Here is a 23,944-nt window from a genome sequence, read left to right on the forward strand (position 1 = left end):
CATTTTTATGATGCTGATAGGCTTAGAGTTCAACATAACGAGTACACAGATAAGATAATGAAAAAAAGAGTACATATCGCGGCGGGGATTATCTTGTCAGCGGATCAACAGGAAGTGTTTCTAACGCGTCGTGAGGCCAAAGCATATCAAGGTGGCTTTTGGGAGTTTGCTGGTGGTAAGGTGGAGCAAGGTGAGTCAGCTGAGCAGGCCGTCGTTCGAGAGCTGGAAGAAGAAGTCGGTATTCAAGTGACTGCGCTCATGCCATTTTATGCGTTAGAGCATGACTACCCCGATAAAGCACTGAAGTTTGATTTTTTCTTAGTGACAGAATTTGATGGTCACCCCTTTGGCAAAGAGGGGCAAGAGCACACTTGGGCACGGGTTGAAGCCTTGAGGGATTTTGAATTTCCGCAAGCAAATCACGTGGTGATTGAGGCACTACTACAACGGAAAGGTTGAGGCCTGTCTTCTCAAGCCATTTGCATACGTCACAAACAAAAAAGCATCTCCAAGTGGAGATGCCTTTTTCGTGTTTTAGATAAACCAGCGTATTAGTGGCTGTCTTCACTCCAACCATCACTGTCAGACATATCCGGTGCACCTGGGATACGTTTTTCTTCCTCTGACCACTCCCCGAGATCAATCAGTTGACAGCGTTTTGAGCAAAAAGGGCGATAAGGGCTTTCTTCGCTCCAAATAACTGGCTGACGACAAGTTGGGCAAGGTACCTTAGTGATTTCAGTTGGCATATTGCTCTTCTCCAGAAGGGATTTTATTGAGCGGTGAACATTAGCAGCGCGCTAGTGAAAATGCGAGCTTTTCTGGGATCTCACCTTCTTCACTGAAAGGCAAAAAGCGAATCGCAAATCGACTACGGTGACCCGAGATCATGGGATAGACACCATGTTGAGTCTCGATAGCGATACGAATCAATTCTGCATCCGGCGCGTCATCTTGAAAGAAGCCTTGCGTTGCTTGTTGTTCAATATAGTGGCCAGAATCACGAATCAATCGCAACCAGAGCGACAATGCCGCACTTGCGTGCTCAACCTGCTCCATCCAGCGAGTAATATCTGCAGATTTTTCCTCTTCAGATAAGTGCAACCAGTGATGTAGTGACGGCAAATCAAAGTTGCAGGTACCTCCTGGGATACTAAAACGTTGGCGGATACTGCAAAGAAAGCGATCTTCTCTTAATCCTTGTCCCAAACGTGGGGCGCTGAGTAGCTCATGATGGCGTTTCTCGAGTTCATCTAAAAGCTTGAGAAGGGTGTTCTGATCGACGTTCTCGATATTTAACCATTGCTTGAGTTTTATGCGCTGCTTATCAAGGTCTTTGACCAGCTCTGCTTTTAGCTGAATTTGATCGAGCAGCTCTAAGGTGTCAAAAATAGCGCGAAAGAAAAGTTGGTGCTGCCACTGATCACCCATCTTCGCATTGTGGTGCATCTGACGAAACAGAGCTTCAAAACGTAGATAGGTACGAACACGCTCATTCAAAGGGTGCTCATAGCGAACGCTTGTAGAAGAGTGTGTCGTCAACGATTCTTGGTGGTGCATAACCTTATCCAATCCTTAGAAGATGGCATATAGTTTGTCTGAAAAATTGGCTTCTGTCATCTCTCAGCGATGCTTTGCTGCGAGTTGGAGATACTTTTGGTGCAGTGTGTTGATTTGCTGATCAAGATCGGCAGTATTTCTACTGTTATCAATGACATCATCAGCAATCGACAAACGTTCTTCTCGACTCGCTTGTAGGGCAATAATACGTGCGACTTGATCATTGCTGACCCCGTCGCGGTCACGAGTACGTTGTTGCTGCTGCTCTGCTGAAACATCAACGACCAGTACCCGGTCAGTCATGCTTTGTAAGCCATTCTCAACCAAAAGAGGCACAACAAGCAGGCAGTACTCGCTAGATATAGCATCAAGTTGACGCTGCATCTCTTTGCGGATCATTGGGTGCAGTAGCGCGTCAATCCATACTTTGTTATCTGGGTTGCTAAAAACCAACTCTCGTAACTTACCACGATTGAGACTGCCGTCTGTAAGCAATAGGTCAGAACCAAATTTTTTGATAATAGCCGTTAGACCTTGGCTATTCGGTTCAACCACTTGGCGAGCAACAATATCAGCATCGACTAATGGGACGCCTTTTTCAGCAAACTTATTGGCTACGGTTGTTTTGCCGCTACCAATCCCGCCAGTGAGCCCGATAATCAGTGTCATTTAAAACCCTAAGATAGAAGTGAAGTACCAGTGAGTAATGTTATCGCCCCAAAGTATGGCGATCCAACCCGCGATAGCTAAATAGGGCCCGAAAGAGAAAGGGGTTTGATTATCTTGGCCAGCTAAGCGAAGCTGAATGATGCCAAAAACCGCGCCCAATACCGATGACAGTAAAATCACCATAGGTAGCATTTGCCAACCGAGCCAAGCACCAAGAGCGGCAAGTAACTTAAAGTCGCCATATCCCATCCCTTCTTTTTTGGTGATCAGTTTAAACAACCAATAAACGGACCATAAAGAGAGGTAGCCAGCCATTGCGCCGACAACGGCATCTTGTAGGCTGTGAGGCGCCCAGCCAAGTAGAGCGGTGGCGATGCCCGCCCACATCAAGGGTAAAGTGAGTTGATCGGGCAGTAATTGGGTGTCAAAGTCGATAAAGGTTAAGGCGACTAACACGAAACTAAATCCAATAACCGCATAGCTCCAATAGCTAGCCGGGAGGTACAAAGCAATGGTCAGTGCCATTGCGCCGGTGAGCAACTCAATTAGTGGATAACGGACGGAAATAGGATTGCTGCATTGACGGCATTTACCTCTGAGAAGCAGCCAACTGATCACGGGAATATTGTCATAGAACTTAATTTTGCTGTCACACTGAGGACAGGTAGAGGCAGGGTAACTTAAGTTGAATGTTTCTTGAGGTGGTGCAGTCATTTGATCAGGAAAACAGTCATAGCACTCCGCATGCCAATCGCGCTCCATGATGCGAGGTAAACGGTAGATGACAACGTTAAGAAAGCTGCCAACAATGAGGCCTAGAATGGTCGCAAAGAGGGGGAATAACCAAGGGTAGTATACAAACAGTTCCATGTGTTTCTCGGTAAAAAAATGACGCCCCATTGTAAAACGGCGCGTCAGGATTGTCTTGAAATAAAAACTATCTAGATTTTATCCGACTACACTCATTAGGCTGAATATTGGCATATACATAGCTACAAGTAGCCCTCCGATTAATCCGCCTAGTATAACGATAATAAATGGCTCCATGATTTGACTTAAATTATCGACAACGTTATCAACATCATCTTCATAGAGTGCAGCATTTTTGTTGAGCATATCATCTAAGGCGCCTGACTCTTCGCCAATCATAACCATCTGCAGCATTAGTTCAGGAAAAACTTCTGTTTGTCTTAAGGCGATATAAAGCGGCATACCTGCAGCCGTCTGCTTGTGGGCATCTTCAATAGCAGTTTTTAGATGGAGGTTTGTGGTTGTTTGCGCGCCAGATTGGAGGCCTGAAAGTAGTGGTATGCCAGCGCTAAAAGTGGTGGCAAGAGTGCGAGCAAACTTAGCTATTGTAGCTTTAAGGATTACATTGCCAAATATAGGGATTTTAAGACTAAATTTATGCACTTGATATCTAAATGAATCACTTTTTCTCAGAGCTATGTTAAATGCTAATACAAACAGGACTATGCTAACCGTAATAACGCCGCCTGTGGACTGGAGGAGATTAGATAGGTCTACTACTTGTTGAGTGAACCATGGTAATTGTGCGTTAAAGCTTTTGAAGATTTGGTCAAATTGTGGAATAACAAAAATCAACATGCCTACGGTAACAGCAATAGCGACAATACTGACGATAGTAGGGTATATCATAGCTTTGACGACTTTTTTTCTTAGTGCTTCACTTTTCTCACGGTACATAGCTAAGCGACTAAATACTTCTGGTAAATGGCCAGTTTCTTCGCCAGTTGAAATTAGGTCACAATAAAAATTATCAAACTTAGCGCTAGCAGATGAAAATGCCTTTGATAGGCTCATACCTGCTTCTACCTGTTTGGAAACTTGTAAAACGGTAGCGCGCATCTCGGCTTTTTTGTGGCTATCCGCGATCAACTTGAGTGCTTGAACTACTGGAACACCTGAGTGGAGCATAGTCGCTAATTGACGAGTGAAAGCAGTAACATCACTTCCATTCATTTTATTCCCTAAGGAAGAGAAGAAAGATGGGGTCGTAGTTTTGATTTTTTGCGGTTGAATATGCTGTTGGGCGAGCTTTTCTCTTACATCGCCTTCAATGTAACCCATCATGACACCGCGGACTTTTTTGCCGTTGCTGTTTACGCCACGCCACGCGAAATGCTTTAGTTTATTACTTGATGAGGTTAATGCCTCTGAGTTGGAACCAAACATAATAACTCCGTTTAGCCATGGTTGGTGGAAAGTTAATCAAGTTGAAGGACGCGTTGCAGTTCGGAGAGGCTAGTGATGCCTTCAACCATTTTCTCTAAGCCCGCTTCGCGCAGGGATAGCATACCTTGCTTTTGTGCTAACATCTCAAGTTGCCTACTGGTCGCGTCTTTGTTGATAGCTACGCCAAGTTCGTGACTAAATGGCATCACTTCGTAAATACCAACTCGTCCAGCATATCCCCCGTTACATTCGTCGCAACCATTGTCAGAGGCTTTGTAAATTGTCGCATCGTCGGTTATGCCAAAATGCTCGCGCACTTCAGGACGTAGCTCATGAACCTGTTTGCAGTGCTTGCAAAGTCGTCGTGCGAGTCGCTGAGCGATGATAAGACTCAATGATGAAGCGAGATTGTAGCTTGCAACCCCCATGTTTTTTAAACGGGTAATAGTTTCAGCTGCTGAGTTAGTGTGGAGTGTTGATAACACAAGGTGGCCAGTTTGCGATGCTTTTATTGCGATACTGGCGGTTTCTAAATCACGAATCTCACCTACCATGACCACATCTGGGTCTTGGCGTAAAAAGGCTTTTAGGGCATCAGAAAACTCTAACCCTGATTCGGGGTTAATTTGTACTTGGTTGATACCAGGAAGGTTTATTTCCACTGGATCTTCGGCGGTGGAGATATTGCGTTCAGAGGTGTTGAGAATACTCAGTCCCGTATAGAGAGAGACGGTTTTTCCGCTGCCTGTTGGCCCGGTTACAAGGATCATGCCTTGTGGTTGTTTGAGGGCGTGGAGGTAACGCTCTTTTTGTATTTCGTTGTAACCTAGGATATTGATATCGAGATTGGCTGATGAGCTATCGAGTATCCTTAGCACGACTTTTTCTCCCCATAAAGTAGGGAGGGTGGATACGCGTAGATCAACTGTAATACTTGGGCCCAGCTTGAGCTTTATTCGGCCATCTTGGGGCTTACGTCGCTCAGCGATATTGAGTTTGGACATCACTTTGAGCCGTGTTGACAAGCGGCGAGAAAGGTGACTGGGCGGATTACCTTGGACGATTAACATCCCATCACAGCGAAAACGGATACGGTACTCTTTTTCATAGGGCTCAAAGTGAATATCAGACGCGCTTTTACGAACCGCATCGAGCAAAACTTGGTTAATGTAACGCGTGACTGGGGCGGTATCCAGACTGATGTCGTCGATGACTTCAATTTCACCTTCACCGACATCAACCAGTGAATCGAGGTCGGAGTCACTGATGTTTTGCTGGCTATTTGAGGTTTCACCAATGTCACTACCATAGAGACGGCGAATTGCCCCCTCAAGTTGTTTTATGTCTAATAAGACGAGCTCGACCTGCCTTCCGGTAGAGAATCGAAATTCATCTTGCCCTTCTATAGCTGTAGGGTCTGCGATACCTAAAGTTAGGGTGTACTCAGTAACCGCCAAAGGTAGCATTTTATGTTGTAGTATTAACTCCCTTACATTGAGATCCTGGCTGCATTTTGAATAGTCATACTGATAGAGATCAACTACGGGAATTGCAAAGATTCGTTCAAGATGGCCTGCAAGCTCGGCCCCTGAAAACAAGCCCTCAGACACTAAAAGCGAAGGCACCGAAATGCCTTCGTTTTGCAGAGAATCTTGTAGCCCAGATTCTTGCTCAGAGTTTATTAACTGATCTTGAATTAGGACGTTAAGTAGTGCAGACATGATTATGGCAGGGCATTGTAGCTGCAGTTTTTAGGGTAAGTAGATGATGCCGTAGATGGGACATTAGTCAAACATGACCATTGACCATTAGCATCACGGTTTAATGCTATCTTCCGTGTATTGTGCTGAGAGTTTGTGCCAAAAGTAAGAAGAATATTACCAGCGACCGAAGAGCCGCTATCTTGTACTGTTGAAATATCACCAAGCGGTGTGCTGGAAGCTCCTAGCTCTGCAGCTACATCGGCTGTTGCAATTGTAGGGAACTCTGCAACCGTAGCTATCTTATCTTCAAGATTGACTTTCAGAGAGGCGATTGTTGCTAAGCCTGCACCTAGCTCAGATTTCTTGATGTAGTTTTGGTACTGAGGTACCGCAATCGCTGCGAGCACACCAATAACCGCGACTACAATCATCAATTCAATCAGGGTAAAACCCTTCTGCTTTCTGTTTTTCTTAAACTGCTTATTCATAAATCCACTCCGTTGATTTTTTATAAGACCCAACAAAATATTGGTTTAGCTAGAATATGCATTGAGTGATGCTGACTGCACCTTTTCCTCATCGGATTACGGCGCAATTAACGAGTTTTGACGGAGTTTGCATCCTGTTACATAGCTTGATCCGTTCCATCTCATACTTTTGTTTTTATTAGCAATATGAAGAGGATAGGTCTGCTTATAAAGTGAACTGATAATTGACACAGTTGACTATAGGGAATGAGACAAAGTGTGATATTGATCCAGAAGTGTCATGAAGAGGGGGTTCTATGAAGCTAAGGCATTTAAGAAAATGAAATTAGTGGGGGAGAGTATGGGACTAAGTGTGATCTTTGGAAAGAGGATCACACTTAGATAGTGAGTTAAAACAGACAGGGGTCGTTTACTGAAAACGCATCGAAAGATCCATTGCGCGGAGGTGTTTTGTCAGCGCGCCTACCGAGATGTAATCAACCCCTGTTTCGGCAAACTCACGAATGGTGTCTAGGGTAACATTGCCGGATACTTCTAGAGCTACACGGCCTTGATTGAGCTCAACCGCCTCACGCATCATCTGTGTCGTGAAATTGTCGAGCATGACAATATCGGTGCCGGCATCGATAGCTTGCTGAAGCTCGTCAAGTGATTCGGTTTCCACTTCAACCGGTTTACTCGGGTTGAGGGCTTTTGCTTGAGAGACGGCCTGCGCAATACCGCCGCAGGCGATGATGTGATTCTCTTTAATAAGGTAAGCATCAAACACGCCAATACGGTGATTGTAACCACCACCACAGCTGACGGCATATTTTAATGCGCTACGCAAACCTGGGATCGTTTTGCGAGTATCGAGCAGTTTAGTCTTGGTGCCCGTTAGCTGATCGACGTACGCTTTGACTGTCGTTGCACAACCTGACAGCGTCTGGATAAAATTCATCGCATTACGTTCACCCGTGAGAAGGTTACGCGAAGGCCCGCGTAGGGTACAGAGGGTTTGATTCGGTTCAACAGTGTCGCCATCTTCAACATGCCATTCAATCGTCGACACGTCACCAATCTGCTTAAACACTTCAATTGCCCACAGCTTGCCACAGAAGACACCAGCCTCGCGGGTGATAATGGTGGCGACACCTTGGCTATCGGCGGGGATTAAGTTAGCTGTAATATCTAAGTTACAATCAATCTCTCCCCCGAGATCTTCTCGCAATGTGTCAGCGACACTTCGGCGGATTTCTAGAGGTAGCTGTTGGTTGAGGTAGTCAAGTCGCGCTTGGCTATCATGTCTTTTTTCTGTTGTCATGTTTTGGCGTTCGTTGCAGTTGAGCTTGGCGGCTATGATACGCTGGCTTGGCCTTTATTGCAGCTATTGATGCATGGCCTGAATTGAAAATCTTTCTGTCTTCGCTTTACTGTCGAGAGCAAGGCACTATATATAGAAGTTCTTGATGCAATAGGAAGTCTCTATGATATCTCAACATTGGCTTGAATCGGCAAAATGTGTCCCGTCGCCATTCTTTGATGAACGTCCAGATAGTAAGGATGTCTCGTTACTCGTGATTCATAACATCAGTTTGCCACCGGGGCAGTTTGGTGGCCCATACATAGAACAGTTATTTACGGGGCGCTTAAATCCAAATGATCATCCCTATTTTGAAGAGATTCATCATCTTCGTGTTTCTGCGCATCTATTAATACGTCGAGACGGTAGCTTGATTCAGTTTGTACCCTTTAACTGTCGCGCATGGCATGCCGGCGTGTCATGTTTTGATGGCAGAGAAAAGTGTAATGACTATGCGATTGGCATAGAGCTGGAAGGAAGTGATTTCACTCCGTTTACGCAGCAGCAGTATGATGCGTTACAGATGGTTACAAAAGCACTGTTTGAGCATTACCCCAAACTAAATAAACAGCGAATTACGTCACATCAAGCCATTTCACCAGTGCGAAAGTCTGATCCGGGTCACTGTTTTGACTGGTATTTGTATTACAAATCACTGGTTTGACCTAGGATAAGGGGGGATTCCCCACTTCTATTGGTCAGACCAATTTTTGTTTTTGTGATACTGGTTGAATATTAAGTTTTTGTTATCAAGCGCTCCATTCCATGATTTAAGTCAATCCATACGTAGACAGTGGTCATTTTCTTTGTTAACTTTGTCCTAAATCAAAAATTGGTATTACCAATTGACAGCCTTAACGGCAGTGACGGATAACAAAAACGAAAATGACCTATCAACGCATTCGACAGCCAAAACTTTCTGATGTCATCGAGCAGGAGCTTGAGCGCCTTATTCTTGAAGGCACGCTTTCTGCTGGGCAACAGTTACCGCCAGAGCGGGAGTTAGCGAAACAGTTTGATGTCTCTCGTCCGTCGGTTCGAGAAGCGATTCAGCGCTTAGAAGCGAAAAAATTGCTTACTCGTCGCCAGGGTGGCGGCACCTTTGTCAGTGAAAAATTATGGCAGAGTTTTTCAGATCCACTACTGGATATGTTGTCAGACCACCCAGAAACCCAGTTAGATTTATTGGAATCCCGCCATGCCTTGGAAGGGATTTCATCCTACTTTGCGGCGCTACGCGGCAATGATGAAGATTTTAAGCGGATCCAAGATTGCCATGAGCAGATCCGCGAAGCTCAACATGAGGGCGACCTCGCTAAAGAAGCGGCTGCCGTAACACAGTCGCTCGTTGCGGTAACAGAAGCCGCACATAATCTTGTCCTACTGCATATTGTTCGCAGTCTTAGCCCCTTGTTAGAGCAAAACGTATTACAAAACTTTGAACTCCTATATCGCCGCCAAGATGCGGTGGAAAAGGTGAGCAAACATAGAGCCGATATTGTTGATGCCATCGTCTCTCGCCAACCAGAACAGGCGCGAGAAGCTGCTCAGCTTCATTTGGCTTATATCGAGGAAACATTGCTGGAGTTGACGCGTGAAGAGAGTCGCCGTGAGCGATCGCTTCGCCGCATACAGCAACGCAAGGATAGTTCGGACTAATTACTCAACTTGTGTCCGGCCGCATTAACATTTTTTGTTTTGTAAAGTTAAACAACGAAAGGATAGATCGCATGTCTGAAGTCATGAGCAATGACGTCGATGTAGTAGAGACCCAAGAATGGCTTGCTGCCCTTGAGTCAGTAGTTCGCGAAGAAGGCGTTGAACGTGCCCAGTTCCTATTGGAGCAAGTACTGGAAAAAGCGCGTCTAGACGGTGTGGATATGCCAACTGGCATCACCACTAACTACGTAAATACCATCCCTGCGACTCAGGAACCTGCATACCCAGGTGACACCACGCTAGAGCGCCGTATTCGTTCAATCATTCGCTGGAATGCGATCATGATTGTCTTGCGTGCATCGAAGAAAGATCTTGAGTTGGGTGGCCACATGGCATCATTCCAATCTTCAGCGGCTTTCTACGAAGTGTGTTTCAACCACTTCTTCCGTGCGCCAAACGAAACGGATGGTGGCGACCTAGTTTATTACCAAGGTCACATTTCACCAGGTATCTACTCTCGCGCCTTCGTTGAAGGTCGATTGACTGAAGAGCAGCTAGATAACTTCCGTCAGGAAGTCGACGGCAAAGGCATTTCTTCATACCCTCACCCGAAACTGATGCCTGAATTCTGGCAATTCCCAACAGTATCAATGGGTCTGGGTCCTATCTCTGCGATCTATCAAGCGCGCTTCCTAAAATACTTGGAAGGCCGTGGCATGAAAGATACGTCTGCTCAACGCGTATACGCTTTCCTTGGTGATGGCGAGATGGATGAGCCAGAATCACGTGGTGCTATCTCTTTTGCTGCACGTGAGAAACTCGACAACCTTTGTTTCCTAATCAACTGTAACCTACAGCGTCTTGATGGCCCTGTTATGGGTAACGGTAGCATCATCCAAGAGCTAGAAGGCCTATTCAAAGGCGCTGGCTGGAACGTAGTGAAAGTCATCTGGGGTAACAACTGGGATTCTCTACTGGCGAAAGACACTTCAGGGAAGCTTCTTCAGCTCATGAACGAAACCGTTGACGGTGACTACCAGACGTTTAAATCGAAAGATGGCGCCTACGTACGTGAGCACTTCTTTGGTAAGTACCCAGAAACGGCGGCACTTGTTGCTGATATGACAGATGACGAAATCTTTGCGCTTAAGCGTGGTGGTCATGAGTCATCAAAACTGTATGCAGCGTTTAAGAATGCACAAGATACTGAAGGTAAGCCAACCGTTATCCTAGCGAAAACCGTTAAAGGTTACGGCATGGGTGAAGCGGCGGAAGGTAAGAATATCGCGCACCAAGTTAAGAAGATGGATATGACTCATGTTCTTCATCTGCGTGATCGTCTAGGCCTTCAAGATCTTCTTTCTGATGAAGATGTTAACAACCTACCTTACTTGAAACTAGAAGAAGGTACGGCTGAATATGAGTACCTACACGCACGTCGTAAAGCGCTTCACGGTTACACACCACAGCGTCTGCCTAACTTCACGCAAGAGTTTGTGACGCCTGAACTCGAAGAGTTCAAGCCTCTGCTTGAAGAGCAAAAGCGTGATATATCGACCACAATGGCATATGTCCGTACGCTAAACGTGTTGTTGAAAAACAAGAATATCGGTAAGAACATTGTTCCTATTATTGCTGATGAAGCACGTACTTTCGGTATGGAAGGTCTGTTCCGTCAAATCGGTATCTATAACCCGCATGGTCAGAACTACACCCCTCAAGATCGTGACATCGTTTCTTACTACAAAGAAGCCACGTCTGGTCAAGTACTGCAAGAAGGTATCAATGAGCTAGGTGCGATGTCGTCATGGGTTGCTGCTGCAACGTCATACAGCACCAATGATCTTCCAATGATCCCATTCTACATTTACTACTCAATGTTCGGTTTCCAACGTGTTGGCGACATGGCGTGGATGGCAGGAGACCAACAGGCACGTGGTTTCCTATTAGGTGCGACAGCCGGCCGTACAACGCTGAACGGTGAAGGTCTACAGCACGAAGATGGTCACAGCCACATTATGGCAGGTACTATCCCGAACTGTATTTCTTACGACCCAACGTTTGCTTATGAAGTTGCAGTCATCCTGCAAGACGGTATTCGCCGCATGTATGGCGAACAAGAGAACGTCTTCTACTACCTAACCTTGATGAACGAAAACTACGCGATGCCAGCAATGCCTGAAGGCGCTGAAGAAGGCATCCGTAAGGGTATTTACAAGCTTGAGTCTTACGCGGGTGACAAGAAAGTTCAGTTGCTAAGTTCAGGTACCATCATGAATGAAGTACGTAAAGCTGCGCAGATCCTAAGTGATGATTACGGCATTGCATCTGACGTATTCTCAGTGACCTCTTTCAATGAGCTTACGCGTGATGGTCAAGATGTTGAGCGCTTCAACATGCTTCACCCTGAAGCAGAAGAGAAGACTGCATTTGTTGCCGATGTACTAGGCACTGAGCCAGCTATCGCAGCAACGGATTACATGAAGAACTACGCTGAGCAGATCCGTGCATTCGTACCAGCAGAGTCTTACAAAGTACTCGGTACTGATGGTTTCGGCCGTTCTGACAGCCGTGAAAACCTACGTCGTCACTTTGAAGTAAATGCGGGCTATGTCGTTGTTGCTGCACTGACTGAGCTAGCAAAACGTGGTGATGTTGAGAAATCTGTGATTGCAGAAGCAATTGCTAAGTTCGACATCGACGCAGACAAACTGAACCCACTTTACGCTTAAGGGATTGAATCACAATGGCTATTGAAATTAATGTTCCAGATATCGGCGCAGATGAAGTAGAAGTGACCGAGATCCTTGTTAGTGTTGGTGACAAGGTAGAAGAAGAGCAATCGTTAATTACGGTTGAAGGCGACAAAGCATCAATGGAAGTACCTGCTCCTCAAGCAGGTATTGTTAAAGAGATTAAAATTGCAGAGGGCGATACCGTTGCAACTGGCTCTTTAATCATGGTGTTTGAAGCGGAAGGTGCGGCAGCTGCTGCACCAGCACCAGCACCAGAAGCGCCGGCAGCACCGGCTCCAGCTGCGGCGGCTGAGCTAAAAGAAGTGCATGTACCGGATATCGGTGGTGATGAAGTTGAAGTGACCGAGATCATGGTTGCGGTTGGCGATACCATCGAAGAAGAACAGTCCCTACTGACTGTTGAAGGTGATAAAGCCTCTATGGAAGTGCCTGCACCGTTTGCGGGCACGCTTAAAGAGATCAAAGTCGCGACTGGCGATAAAGTGACAACTGGCTCACTGATCATGGTCTTTGAAACTGCGGGCTCCGCGCCAGCAGCAGCGCCAGTTGCAGCAGCGGCTCCAGCCCCGGCACCTGCAGCTGTTTCAGCGGTCAAAGAAGTCAATGTGCCTGATATCGGTGGTGATGAAGTTGAAGTCACTGAGATCATGGTTGCGGTTGGCGACAGCATTGAAGAAGAGCAATCACTGATCACTGTTGAAGGCGATAAAGCGTCAATGGAAGTACCAGCGCCATTTGCAGGTACGGTTAAAGAGATTAAAGTAGCTGCGGGCGATAAAGTATCAACAGGCTCATTGATCATGATCTTTGAGACGCAAGATGCCGCACCAGTCGCAGCACCTCAAGCGGCTGCGCCAGCAGCCTCCGCACCAACAGTGCCAGCGGCGAAAAAGGAGGAAACTCCAGCGGCTAAGTCTGGCAATGACTTTCAAGAAAACAACGAATACGCCCATGCGTCTCCTGTTGTTCGTCGTCTTGCTCGTGAGTTTGGTGTTAATCTGGCCAAAGTAAAAGGTACGGGTCGTAAGAGTCGTATTTTGAAAGAAGACGTCCAGTCTTACGTCAAAGAAGCGCTTAAGCGTCTTGAGTCTGGTGCTGCAGCATCTGGTCAAGGTGATGGCTCTGCGCTTGGTTTATTACCATGGCCAAAAGTTGACTTCAGCAAGTTTGGTGAGACTGAAACTAAACCGTTATCTCGCATCAAGAAGATTTCAGGGGCTAACCTGCACCGTAACTGGGTGATGATCCCGCATGTTACTCAGTGGGATAACGCTGATATCACTGAACTAGAAGCGTTCCGTAAAGAGCAAAATGCGATTGAAGCGAAGAAAGATTCTGGTCTGAAGATCACGCCACTTGTGTTCATCATGAAGGCCGCAGCGAAAGCGCTTCAGGCGTTCCCTGCGTTCAACTCTTCACTTTCTGAAGATGGCGAGAGCTTGATCCTGAAGAAGTATGTCAATATCGGTATTGCTGTGGACACACCAAATGGCCTAGTTGTGCCTGTGTTCAAAGATGTGGACAAAAAAGGCATTCACGAGCTCTCAGAAGAGATCCTCGTCGTGTCTAAGAAAGCGCGTGCTGGTAAACTGACTGCTGCAGATATGCAAGGCGGCTGTTTCACTATCTCAAGCTTGGGTGGTGTTGGCGGTACGGCGTTCACGCCGATTGTTAACGCACCTGATGTCGGCATTCTGGGTGTCTCAAAGTCGGAAATGAAGCCAGTGTGGAACGGTAAAGATTTCGAACCACGCCTAATGCTTCCTCTATCACTTTCATACGATCACCGTGTGATTGATGGTGCCGAGGGTGCACGCTTTATTACCTATCTGAACGGCATGCTGTCAGACATTCGCCGTCTAGTACTGTAATACATCGTTCAGAGCCGTTGCCGCAGCCCGCGTAATAAGCGAGTTGTGTGCAACGGATTTGCTGACCAGCTCACAGGCTAAGCGATTAAATTTTTCAGGCTGTTAACATCTCTGTAAACTGTTGCGGTCTGAAAAACATCTACTCAGCCTGTCAGGGATATAAGACTAAACGAGGTCAAAATGAGCAAAGAAATCAAAGCCCAGGTAGTGGTACTTGGTGCAGGTCCAGCAGGTTACTCCGCTGCTTTCCGTTGTGCAGATTTAGGTTTGGAAACCGTGCTTATCGAGCGTTACGACTCGCTTGGTGGCGTATGTTTGAACGTAGGTTGTATTCCTTCAAAAGCACTACTTCACGTTGCTAAAGTGATTGAAGAAGCCAAAGCGCTGGCTGAACACGGTATCGTATTTGGTGAGCCGCAGACAGATATCGACAAGATTCGTCTGTGGAAAGAGAAAGTTATCGGTCAATTGACTGGTGGCCTTGGTGGTATGGCGAAAATGCGTAAAGTGACCGTGGTAAATGGTTACGGCAAGTTCACTGGTCCAAATACCATTGTTGCTGAAGGCGAAGAGCCAACAACCATCACGTTCGATAACGCAATTATTGCGGCGGGTTCTCGTCCAATTAAACTGCCATTTATCCCGCATGATGATCCACGTATTTGGGACTCGACTGACGCGCTAGAGCTGAAAGAAGTACCGAAGAAACTCTTAATCATGGGTGGCGGTATCATCGGTCTTGAGATGGGTACGGTATACCACTCGCTAGGTTCACAAATCGACGTTGTCGAGATGTTTGACCAAGTTATCCCTGCTGCGGATAAAGACATCGTTAAAGTCTACACTAAGCGCATTAAGAACAAGTTTAACCTGATGCTAGAAACCAAAGTAACTGCGGTTGAAGCGAAGGAAGACGGTATCTATGTTTCGATGGAAGGCAAGAAAGCGCCAGCAGAAGCTGAGCGTTATGACGCAGTGCTTGTTGCTATCGGTCGAGTGCCTAATGGTAAACTGCTTGATGCAGAGAAAGCGGGTATTGAAGTTGATGAGCGCGGCTTTATCAATGTTGATAAGCAGATGCGTACCAATGTTGACCATATCCATGCGATTGGTGACATCGTTGGCCAACCAATGCTGGCACACAAAGGTGTGCACGAAGGCCACGTAGCCGCTGAAGTTATCTCAGGTAAGAAGCACTACTTCGATCCTAAGGTGATTCCTTCAATCGCGTACACTGAGCCAGAAGTTGCATGGGTTGGTAAAACCGAGAAAGAAGCGAAGGAAGAAGGTATCAACTATGAGACCGCAACCTTCCCTTGGGCGGCTTCAGGTCGTGCAATCGCGTCTGACTGTGCCGATGGTATGACTAAACTGATCTTCGACAAAGACACTCACCGCGTGATTGGTGGTGCGATTGTTGGTACTAATGGTGGTGAGCTGTTAGGTGAGATTGGTCTAGCGATTGAGATGGGTTGTGATGCTGAAGATATCGCATTGACTATCCATGCTCACCCAACACTGCATGAGTCAGTAGGTCTGGCTGCGGAAGTGTTTGAAGGCACGATCACTGACTTACCAAATGCAAAAGCGAAAAAGAAAAAATAATCGTATTGCATAAAACAGAATCCTTTCGTTTTGGGCGCCAGTAATGGCGCCTTTTTTATGCATTTTTGTCACAGAGCTTCTGATTATCCTCAACCCACCTCTAGGGGCTTGTTCTGCGAGAGCCATTCCTTCACTCGTTTGCCTTGAATTCGATGCGCTAGCCCGCTTCTGAATCCTGCATCTTGAGGTGGGTTGAGTGTAGGCATATTTTTACTGTAATTTATTCACCAATGCGTAAAATAGCGCCAATTCATTGATTTGTCGTCGTCATGTCCGGTGGTTTTACATGCGTTCAATAATCTGCTCAATAGCCTTGTGCTTATCGTTACTGCCTATACTCGCTCTGGCAAGTAACGCTTCTGAAGCTACGATGCGCCCAAAAGTGGGGTTAGTGCTAAGTGGTGGGGGAGCAAAAGGTGCAGCCCATATAGGTGTGCTGAAAGCGTTGGAAGAAATGCAGGTCCCGGTGGACTATGTGGTTGGCGCAAGCATGGGAGCTTATATCGGCGGGCTTTACGCCACCGGCATGTCAGCAGATGAAATCGACCTGTTGTTCCAGAACCTCGATTGGCAGCGCGGCTTTGTCGATCGTGTCTCACGCGCTGAGCGGGATAACTACCGAAAAAAGAATGAAGGGCGCTATCAGCTCTCATTTGGACTTGGCTTTGACGACGGGCGTTTTCAAATGCCGAAAGGGGTCATTCAAGGGCAAACCATGGCGTACCTGCTGCGTTTGACGGTAGGCCATTTGCAAGACTTTGAGAGTTTTGATGATCTCGCCATTCCCTATCGCGCCGTTGCAACCGATATGGGGAATCTACAACCGGTTATTCTAGACTCTGGCTCATTAGCGCAAAGTATGCAGGCGAGTATGGCGCTGCAAGGCATTCTCGCCCCTGTTGAAGTCGATGGGCGTCTACTTGCGGACGGCGGGCTGGTGAACAATTTACCCATTGCGATTGCAAAAGAGATGGGCGCAGATGTGGTTATCGCCGTCGATATTAGCAATGACTATACCGACCCTGATGATTTGCATAGCTACCTGAAGATTCTCGATCAGGTCACTAACTATGTGGTTCAGAATAACACTCTGCTTCAGCAGTCTTTAATGAGTAAGCACGATATATTGATCTCGCCAAACACCCAACACATTAGTGTGCTGGGTTTTGAGAGTACGGATGAAGCTTATCGATTGGGTTATCAGGCGACAGTTGATAAATCAGCTGCGCTCACCGCGTTATCCATCGAGCCCGACGAGTATGCGGAGACGCGTAACCTTCAACGTCAATATCGCCGTGATCTCCTCGCGCAAGAGTTAGTAAAAGTGGATCGTTACGTGATCGATAATAACTCTTTTCTTTCAGATGCAGCGGTGTTTAAAAAACTGAATTTACGTCCCAACTGGCCTGTGGATTTTCAAGAGCTAGAGAGAGGGGTACGACGTCTTTATGCGATGGATAGATTTGAACGTGTTGACTACCACCTCTATGAGGAGGAGGGTGAGCAGGTTCTGCACTTATTGATCAGGGAAAAAAGCTGGGGGCCAAACTACATCGATTTCCGTTTTTCGGTAGAAGATGATTTTGACGCCGACACTGATCTTTCGATGGGTACGTCGATTAATCTCACTGGGTTAAGTAAACATGGCGCAGAATGGCGCAATGAGTTTGAGCTCGGCACGTCCAAAGGGATTCGATCCATCTTTCACTATCCCTTTGATACTGAGTTGCCTTTTTATCTGCAGTTGGAAGGTGAGTACAAAGTCGCCAAACGCAGCTTGACTTCAAACCGTGAAGATCCCCAGTTGCCAGATGTTGATGAGTTTGTTGGTGCGCAGTATGAGTCGATCATGGGGGATGTGGGGATTGGGTATCAGTTTCTTCCTTGGATGTCGGTGCAAACTGGCTTGAGGAAAATTGAAGGTAACATCATTGTACCGGGGTCACCGGATATAGGCAGAACGGATCATAAGAGTAACCAGCTTTATGCGAAGTTTGATTATGACACGCTCGACGATACGTTTTGGGCACGAGATGGCTTCATGTTGAGCTACCAGCTCAAGCTGACCGATGATGAAGTGACCGGGAACGGTGTTGAAGGGTACCGTGGAGAGAAAACCGCACAGTTTCTTAAAACAAATTGGGTGACGCACACCGGACGCCACACGTTTCGGGTCATAGGTGAATACACACGTTCTCATCAGCCGATTGAACCGGCTGAACTGGGTGGATTCCTTAACTTGTCGGGTATTCCTCGCGCCTCTTTGATTGGCACGAAAAAGGCGTTTGGGGCTATGGTGTATCATTATCAACTGGCGGCAAACGATTTTGGTCTGTTTAAAGCGCCTATTTATGTGGGTGGCTCGTTAGAGCGTGGTGGGGTGTGGAGTTCGAATGACACGTCTGCAGTGCAAGCGACGCTCTATAATGCCGGGAGTGTGTTTGCCGGCATTCGCACACCCATAGGTCCAATGATTTTAGCTTATGGGATGACGGAGCAAGGCTATGACTCTTTCTATTTAGTCATTGGTAACACTTTTTAAACAATTGATCGCCACTGACTTCACAACTTTGCATTCTTTCCGTAAAAGGTGGCCTGTTGTCCAAATCGCTCATATTTTAACTACAGACTATTAATGGTATGCTTTTGCCACGGTTTGAGCCGTGCTATTTATTGATAGATTTGCGTAATTATTCTCACTGTACGCATAAACGGCTCAATACTTTCCAAGGATGTTTCGCTATCAGAGCGGAACCGTAAAGAGAGGAAAACGTCGTGCTTGAAGCCTACCGTAAACACGTCGAAGAACGTGCTGCCCAAGGAGTTGTCCCTAAACCCCTCGATGCTGAGCAAGTCTCAGGTCTGATTGAATTACTAAAGAATCCACCCGCAGGCGAAGATGCCTTCTTATTGGACCTATTTGAAAACCGTATTCCACCGGGTGTTGATGAAGCCGCTTATGTGAAAGCGGGCTTTCTTGCTGCAATCACCAAAGGTGAAGCGAGTTCGCCGCTGGTGGATAAAGCAAAAGCGGCTGAACTATTAGGTACAATGCAAGGTGGTTACAACATTGAGCCCCTAGTTAGCCTTTTAGATGACGCAGAGCTTGCGCCTATCGCGGTGAAAGCACTGTCCCATACCTTGTTGATGTTTGATGCCTTCTATGACGTAGAAGAGAAAGCCAAAGCGGGGAACGCATCCGCTAAACAAGTGATGCAATCATGGGCCGATGCTGAGTGGTTCTTATCTAAACCAGAGCTGGCAGAGAAAATTACCCTCACGGTATTTAAAGTCACTGGTGAAACAAACACCGATGATTTATCACCTGCGCCCGATGCATGGTCTCGCCCAGACATTCCGTTGCATGCATTGGCAATGCTGAAGAATGAACGAGAAGGCATTGAGCCGGAAGAGCCAGGTGCTATTGGCCCGATTAAGCAGATTGAAGCGCTGCAAGAAAAAGGCCACCAGCTTGTTTACGTTGGTGATGTGGTCGGTACCGGTTCTTCACGTAAATCAGCAACCAACTCTGTGTTGTGGTTTATGGGTGATGATATCCCCAATGTGCCAAATAAGCGCGCAGGTGGCTACGTCTTAGGCGGTAAGATTGCACCAATCTTCTTCAACACCATGGAAGATGCTGGCGCATTGCCTATCGAAGTCGACGTAACAGCGCTCAATATGGGTGATGTGATCGATGTTTATCCTTATAAGGGTGAAGTACGTCGAAATGGCAGCGATGAACTGGTTTCTAGCTTCGAGCTAAAAACCGATGTACTGATTGATGAAGTGCGTGCAGGTGGTCGTATTCCATTGATCATTGGCCGCGGTCTGACAGATCGTGCTCGCGAAGCGCTAGGCTTAGAAGCATCTGATGTTTTCCGTCGTCCTCAAGCGGTTGCTGACAGCGGCAAAGGCTTTACGCTTGCCCAGAAGATGGTGGGTAAAGCATGTGGTGTTGAAGGTATTCGTCCTGGCACCTACTGTGAACCTAAAATGACGACCGTTGGCTCACAAGATACGACTGGCCCGATGACTCGTGATGAGCTAAAAGATCTCGCGTGTTTAGGCTTCTCTGCGGATCTGACGATGCAGTCTTTCTGTCACACCTCCGCGTATCCTAAGCCTGTCGATGTCGTTACGCACCACACATTGCCAGATTTCATTATGAACCGTGGTGGCGTATCTCTTCGCCCGGGTGATGGTGTTATCCACTCATGGCTAAACCGCATGCTATTGCCGGATACCGTAGGTACGGGTGGTGACTCGCATACTCGTTTCCCTCTGGGCATCTCTTTCCCAGCAGGTTCAGGCTTGGTAGCGTTTGCTGCGGCAACTGGCGTAATGCCGTTGGATATGCCTGAATCAATCTTGGTGCGCTTTAAAGGTGACATGCAACCGGGCATCACATTGCGTGATTTAGTCCATGCGATCCCTTACTACGCAATCAAGCAAGGCCTGCTGACAGTAGAGAAAGCCGGTAAGATCAATGAGTTCTCTGGCCGTGTACTTGAGATTGAAGGTGTTGAACACTTAACGGTTGAGCAAGCGTTTGAGCTCTCAGATGCATCAGCTGAGCGCAGTGCCGCAGGCTGTACAGTGAAACTGTCGCAAGAGTCTGTCACTGAGTATCTGCAATCGAACATCGTGATGCTGAAGTGGATGATCTCTGAAGGTTACGGAGACCGTCGTACGATTGAACGTCGTATTACTGCGATGGAAGATTGGTTAGCGAACCCAAGCTTGATGGAAGCCGATACGGATGCCGAGTATGCGCATGTTATCGAAATCGACTTAGCGGAAATTAACGAGCCAATTCTGTGTGCGCCGAATGACCCAGATGATGCGCGTCTCTTGTCTGATGTACAGGGAACGAACATTGATGAAGTCTTTATCGGCTCATGTATGACAAACATTGGTCATTTCCGTGCTGCGGGTAAACTGCTAGAGAAGTTCGGTGGCCAATTAGATACCCGTATGTGGGTTGCGCCACCAACCAAGATGGACCGTGATCAGCTAACAGAAGAAGGTTACTACGGCATCTATGGTAAAGCGGGCGTGCGCATCGAAACACCAGGGTGTTCGCTCTGTATGGGTAACCAAGCGCGCGTTGCGGATAAAGCGACCGTGATGTCGACTTCGACACGTAACTTCCCTAACCGTCTCGGTACAGGGGCAAACGTGTTCCTTGCGTCGGCTGAGCTGACCGCTGTGGGTGCGATTCTTGGTCATATTCCGAGTAAGGAAGAGTACCTTGAGTATGCTAAGCAAATTGATTCGACAGCAGCAGACACTTATCGCTACTTGAACTTCCATAAGATGGACCAGTACACCAAGAAAGCGGATGACGTGATCATTCAAGCTGCCGTGTAATTTGCACAAAAGTGATGAAGGGCAAGTGGTTTACCACTTGCCCTTTTTTTGTATCGGTAATTCGCATAGATGGCTGTAGGTAATAGAAAGGAAGGCGGATAGGCGCGATACATTATGCTCGGTTGATAACCTGATTCGGAACCAAAAAAGGCGCTCCGGGGGAGGAGCGCCAAACGGGCAAGATCTCTAGCAGAGAATAAATGCACCCAAGTTATGGAGTTGGTTACCCGCGCACTTTCCAAAGCTGTGCGACGTTATGAGCCGTTTGCTCAACAAATTCAGCTGCATGTGCAAGTGCATGAGGCAGATCCATTGCGCTGGGTACAACGCTGAATACTGCATCAATACCGTGGTCATGTACGATATGGCTATCTGGAGTAATGCTGCCAGCAATACCAACAACAGGAATCTGATGCTGCTTAGCCGTGCGCGCTACACCGATTGGGGTTTTGCCATGAACGGTTTGGCTATCCATTCGGCCTTCTCCGGTCAGGACAAGATCAGCGCCTTGCACTTGCTTATCGAGCGCAACAGCATCCATGACAATGTCAATCCCAGGACGAAGTGAGGCATCGAGTAGACCAAGTAAAGCCGCGCCAAGGCCACCAGCTGCTCCGGCACCTGGGCTATTTGCGATATCACGTTCAAGTTGAGCGTTTATCACTTCAGCATAGTGAGCAAGGTTGGCGTCAAGTGTTGCTACCATATCCGGCGTTGCCCCTTTTTGAGGGCCGAAGACGGCGGAAGCGCCTTTGTCCCCACACAGTGGGTTGTCAACATCGCAAGCGACTTCCAGTCTAACGGACGCCAATCGAGGATCGATCTGGGACATATCGATTTTGGCTAAACGGCCCAGTTCGCCACCACCATGGCCAAGAGCGTTGCCGTCAGCGTCTGTGAAACTGACACCTAGAGCTTGCGCCATGCCAATACCACCGTCGTTGGTTGCACTGCCGCCGATACCCACGATGATGTGTTTTACTCCGCGATCAAGTGCTGCTTTGATCAGCTCACCTGTACCAAAAGTGGTGGTGATTAATGGGTTGCGCTGTTCTGGCGTGACTAGGTGGATGCCTGATGCCGCCGCCATTTCAATGACTGCGGTCTCTCCTTCGCCCATCAAGCCGTAAAAAGCCTCAACCTTGTTGCCGAGTGGGCCTGTCACCTCGCAGTGAATAATTTCACCTCCCGATGCGTCCACCAATGACTGTACGGTCCCTTCTCCGCCGTCTGCCATTGGTAGCTTTAGGTATTCGGCATCGGGAAACACATGACGAAACCCCGCTTCCATGGCATCAGCAACTTGCATCGCTGTTAGGCTTTCTTTGTAGGAGTCAGGAGCAATGACAATTTTCATAATTCTTCTCTTAAAAACGGAACAGGACACTGAGAGTTAAACGAACAGACCAAACACACCGTAAATCAAGGTAGATACGATAGCGATCACCAGACCGACAGCGGATTCGTAAGGAATCACTTTCAGGCGTTCATGGATATTCATGTGCAGCGCGCCACCTGTCGCATGGAAAAAGCTACCATGAGGCATGTGATCAAGCACAGTGGCACCCGCATGTATCATTGCAGCACCGGCAAGCGCAGGCACGCCAAGGTCAAGAATAGTTGTACTAAACACACCAGAGGCAACGGCTGTACCTGCTGTGGTTGACGCTGTTGCGAGTGACATCATGGCACCAGAGACAGGAGCAAGCAGGTAAGTCGGTAAGCCTGAAGCGGTGAGAATATCAATCAAACCATCACGCAGACCGGAATTTGCAATAATACCTGCCAGTGTACCTGTACCCATGAGCATCACCGCAACGGGCGCCATACGGGTTAGACCAGAAACTGCGAAGTGGTTAGCATCTTTACCACGCCCCATGACAATAGCACCGATGAGACCACCAAGTGGTAGAGCGATGAGCGGGTCAACATTAATGCCTGCGATAGGACGAAGTGCCAGCAAGGCGATAGCAACCAATGGTGCGATGATAGCTGGACCAAAGGCGGGTAGTGTGGAGTGATCGACGTTGATCACCTCGCCTTCTGCGACTTTGCTGCCTTTGTTAACCAGACGTTTAGCAAGGAAGTAGGCAACGGCCATACCACAAAGGCCTGGAATGACACCGGCAGCCATCACAGAGGTGAGAGGGACATCGAAGGCATCGGCTGCGGCAATCGCATTTGGGTTAGGTGACATCACGTTACCCGCTTTACCACCACCAACCATGGCGAGCAATATCGCAGTTTTAGAAAGATCTGCGCGTTGCGCGATGGCCATCGCAATCGGTGCGACGGTAATAACCGCGACATCAACAAACACACCGACAGCGGTAAGAATCATGGTCGCAACGGCCAAAGCGAGTAGGGCACGCGTCTCGCCAACTTTTTTTACTATTGTTTCGGCGATAGACGTGGCAGCGCCAGATTCAATTAAGACACCCGCCAGCACACCAGCGGCAAGAATGCGGAGTACAGCGGTAACAATACCTTGTGCACCGCCAATCATTAGGCCAACGGTGTCAGTCAATGACACGCCACCGATAACACCACCAATCAGGGCACCAATCATCATGCCGTAGGCTGGTGGGACTTTCCGCAGGATAAGTGCGATGGCTATCACGAGTGCTGATAGGGCACCCAACGTTGATACTTCAATCATAGTTTCACGTTCCTTGGATTATTGGACGTGTGCAATGTAGGAGGTCTGCGGCTGAGATGCTTT

The 23,944-nt window shown here is 47.5% G+C and carries 18 protein-coding genes; 8 read left to right on the forward strand and 10 right to left on the reverse strand.

Features of this window, described 5'->3' with window-relative positions; translation table 11 throughout:
- Positions 1-57: 57 nt before the first annotated feature.
- Positions 58-459, forward strand: coding sequence for an 8-oxo-dGTP diphosphatase MutT (gene mutT, locus TSUB_RS02290; protein WP_414718361.1), 402 nt, complete (start codon positions 58-60; stop codon positions 457-459).
- Between the two features lie 92 nt (positions 460-551).
- Here mutT and yacG read toward each other — a convergent pair whose 3' ends face one another.
- The 8 genes from yacG to nadC all read right to left on the reverse strand — a co-directional run bounded on the left by yacG (position 552) and on the right by nadC (position 7,919).
- Positions 552-749 (reverse strand): DNA gyrase inhibitor YacG, encoded by a 198-nt coding sequence (yacG, locus tag TSUB_RS02295; protein ID WP_087016591.1) that lies wholly within the window; start codon positions 747-749, stop codon positions 552-554.
- Positions 750-789: 40 nt separating this feature from the next.
- Complete coding sequence (zapD, locus tag TSUB_RS02300; RefSeq protein ID WP_087016589.1) at positions 790-1,560, reverse strand: cell division protein ZapD; 771 nt, start codon at positions 1,558-1,560, stop codon at positions 790-792.
- A gap of 63 nt (positions 1,561-1,623) precedes the next feature.
- Positions 1,624-2,229: a dephospho-CoA kinase gene (gene coaE / locus TSUB_RS02305; protein ID WP_087016587.1), complete on the reverse strand. Its 606-nt coding sequence runs from the start codon at positions 2,227-2,229 to the stop codon at positions 1,624-1,626.
- Positions 2,230-3,099, reverse strand: a complete 870-nt coding sequence (locus tag TSUB_RS02310) for a prepilin peptidase (RefSeq protein WP_087016585.1) — start codon at positions 3,097-3,099, stop codon at positions 2,230-2,232.
- A gap of 78 nt (positions 3,100-3,177) precedes the next feature.
- On the reverse strand, positions 3,178-4,425 hold the full coding sequence (locus TSUB_RS02315; RefSeq protein ID WP_087016583.1) for a type II secretion system F family protein: 1,248 nt from the start codon (positions 4,423-4,425) through the stop codon (positions 3,178-3,180).
- 32 nt (positions 4,426-4,457) lie between these two features.
- Positions 4,458-6,149 carry a type IV-A pilus assembly ATPase PilB gene (gene pilB, locus TSUB_RS02320; protein ID WP_087016581.1) on the reverse strand — a complete coding sequence of 564 codons (1,692 nt, stop codon included), beginning with the start codon at positions 6,147-6,149 and terminating at the stop codon, positions 4,458-4,460.
- Positions 6,149-6,616, reverse strand: a complete 468-nt coding sequence (locus TSUB_RS02325; RefSeq protein ID WP_087016579.1) for a pilin — start codon at positions 6,614-6,616, stop codon at positions 6,149-6,151. The genes pilB and TSUB_RS02325 overlap by 1 nt, the downstream gene beginning before the upstream one ends.
- 409 nt (positions 6,617-7,025) lie before the next feature.
- Positions 7,026-7,919 carry a carboxylating nicotinate-nucleotide diphosphorylase gene (gene nadC / locus TSUB_RS02330; protein ID WP_087016577.1) on the reverse strand — a complete coding sequence of 298 codons (894 nt, stop codon included), beginning with the start codon at positions 7,917-7,919 and terminating at the stop codon, positions 7,026-7,028.
- Positions 7,920-8,082: 163 nt separating this feature from the next.
- On the opposite strand from nadC, the gene ampD reads away from it, so the two are divergent.
- The 7 genes from ampD to acnB all read left to right on the forward strand — a co-directional run bounded on the left by ampD (position 8,083) and on the right by acnB (position 21,222).
- Positions 8,083-8,622, forward strand: coding sequence for a 1,6-anhydro-N-acetylmuramyl-L-alanine amidase AmpD (gene ampD / locus TSUB_RS02335; protein WP_087016575.1), 540 nt, complete (start codon positions 8,083-8,085; stop codon positions 8,620-8,622).
- 221 nt (positions 8,623-8,843) lie between these two features.
- Complete coding sequence (gene pdhR, locus TSUB_RS02340; RefSeq protein ID WP_087016573.1) at positions 8,844-9,617, forward strand: pyruvate dehydrogenase complex transcriptional repressor PdhR; 774 nt, start codon at positions 8,844-8,846, stop codon at positions 9,615-9,617.
- A 71-nt stretch (positions 9,618-9,688) separates the two neighbouring features.
- The gene (aceE, locus tag TSUB_RS02345) at positions 9,689-12,349 is read left to right on the forward strand and encodes a pyruvate dehydrogenase (acetyl-transferring), homodimeric type (protein ID WP_087016571.1); all 2,661 of its coding nucleotides are present in this window, start codon (positions 9,689-9,691) and stop codon (positions 12,347-12,349) included.
- 14 nt (positions 12,350-12,363) lie between these two features.
- On the forward strand, positions 12,364-14,244 hold the full coding sequence (gene aceF, locus TSUB_RS02350; RefSeq protein WP_087016568.1) for a pyruvate dehydrogenase complex dihydrolipoyllysine-residue acetyltransferase: 1,881 nt from the start codon (positions 12,364-12,366) through the stop codon (positions 14,242-14,244).
- 180 nt (positions 14,245-14,424) lie between these two features.
- Entirely contained in the window at positions 14,425-15,849 is a 1,425-nt protein-coding gene (gene lpdA, locus TSUB_RS02355; protein ID WP_087016566.1) for a dihydrolipoyl dehydrogenase, read from the forward strand.
- Between the two features lie 370 nt (positions 15,850-16,219).
- Positions 16,220-18,391, forward strand: a complete 2,172-nt coding sequence (locus tag TSUB_RS02360) for a patatin-like phospholipase family protein (RefSeq protein ID WP_159064766.1) — start codon at positions 16,220-16,222, stop codon at positions 18,389-18,391.
- 233 nt (positions 18,392-18,624) lie between these two features.
- Entirely contained in the window at positions 18,625-21,222 is a 2,598-nt protein-coding gene (gene acnB / locus TSUB_RS02365; RefSeq protein ID WP_087016562.1) for a bifunctional aconitate hydratase 2/2-methylisocitrate dehydratase, read from the forward strand.
- A gap of 223 nt (positions 21,223-21,445) precedes the next feature.
- Here the strand turns inward: acnB and TSUB_RS02370 are convergent, their stop codons facing one another.
- Entirely contained in the window at positions 21,446-22,579 is a 1,134-nt protein-coding gene (locus TSUB_RS02370; protein WP_087016560.1) for a glycerate kinase, read from the reverse strand.
- 36 nt (positions 22,580-22,615) lie between these two features.
- Positions 22,616-23,881 carry a GntP family permease gene (locus tag TSUB_RS02375; protein ID WP_087016558.1) on the reverse strand — a complete coding sequence of 422 codons (1,266 nt, stop codon included), beginning with the start codon at positions 23,879-23,881 and terminating at the stop codon, positions 22,616-22,618.
- Between the last annotated feature and the right edge of the window lie 63 nt (positions 23,882-23,944).

Origin of the sequence: Thaumasiovibrio subtropicus (assembly GCF_019703835.1) — a bacterium.
Lineage (GTDB): Bacteria > Pseudomonadota > Gammaproteobacteria > Enterobacterales > Vibrionaceae > Thaumasiovibrio > Thaumasiovibrio subtropicus.

What these genes read in the sequence shown, in the direction of transcription:
- TSUB_RS02310 (WP_087016585.1), bottom strand. Translation starts at nt 3,099, where the DNA reads ATGGAACTGTTTGTATACTACCCTTGGTTATTCCCCCTCTTTGCGACC.
- ampD (WP_087016575.1), top strand. Translation starts at nt 8,083, where the DNA reads ATGATATCTCAACATTGGCTTGAATCGGCAAAATGTGTCCCGTCGCCA.
- lpdA (WP_087016566.1), top strand. Translation starts at nt 14,425, where the DNA reads ATGAGCAAAGAAATCAAAGCCCAGGTAGTGGTACTTGGTGCAGGTCCA.
- TSUB_RS02325 (WP_087016579.1), bottom strand. Translation starts at nt 6,616, where the DNA reads ATGAATAAGCAGTTTAAGAAAAACAGAAAGCAGAAGGGTTTTACCCTG.
- zapD (WP_087016589.1), bottom strand. Translation starts at nt 1,560, where the DNA reads ATGCACCACCAAGAATCGTTGACGACACACTCTTCTACAAGCGTTCGC.
- TSUB_RS02360 (WP_159064766.1), top strand. Translation starts at nt 16,220, where the DNA reads ATGCGCCCAAAAGTGGGGTTAGTGCTAAGTGGTGGGGGAGCAAAAGGT.
- yacG (WP_087016591.1), bottom strand. Translation starts at nt 749, where the DNA reads ATGCCAACTGAAATCACTAAGGTACCTTGCCCAACTTGTCGTCAGCCA.
- aceF (WP_087016568.1), top strand. Translation starts at nt 12,364, where the DNA reads ATGGCTATTGAAATTAATGTTCCAGATATCGGCGCAGATGAAGTAGAA.
- TSUB_RS02370 (WP_087016560.1), bottom strand. Translation starts at nt 22,579, where the DNA reads ATGAAAATTGTCATTGCTCCTGACTCCTACAAAGAAAGCCTAACAGCG.
- TSUB_RS02315 (WP_087016583.1), bottom strand. Translation starts at nt 4,425, where the DNA reads ATGTTTGGTTCCAACTCAGAGGCATTAACCTCATCAAGTAATAAACTA.
- pdhR (WP_087016573.1), top strand. Translation starts at nt 8,844, where the DNA reads ATGACCTATCAACGCATTCGACAGCCAAAACTTTCTGATGTCATCGAG.
- coaE (WP_087016587.1), bottom strand. Translation starts at nt 2,229, where the DNA reads ATGACACTGATTATCGGGCTCACTGGCGGGATTGGTAGCGGCAAAACA.
- nadC (WP_087016577.1), bottom strand. Translation starts at nt 7,919, where the DNA reads ATGACAACAGAAAAAAGACATGATAGCCAAGCGCGACTTGACTACCTC.
- TSUB_RS02375 (WP_087016558.1), bottom strand. Translation starts at nt 23,881, where the DNA reads ATGATTGAAGTATCAACGTTGGGTGCCCTATCAGCACTCGTGATAGCC.
- mutT (WP_414718361.1), top strand. Translation starts at nt 58, where the DNA reads ATGAAAAAAAGAGTACATATCGCGGCGGGGATTATCTTGTCAGCGGAT.
- aceE (WP_087016571.1), top strand. Translation starts at nt 9,689, where the DNA reads ATGTCTGAAGTCATGAGCAATGACGTCGATGTAGTAGAGACCCAAGAA.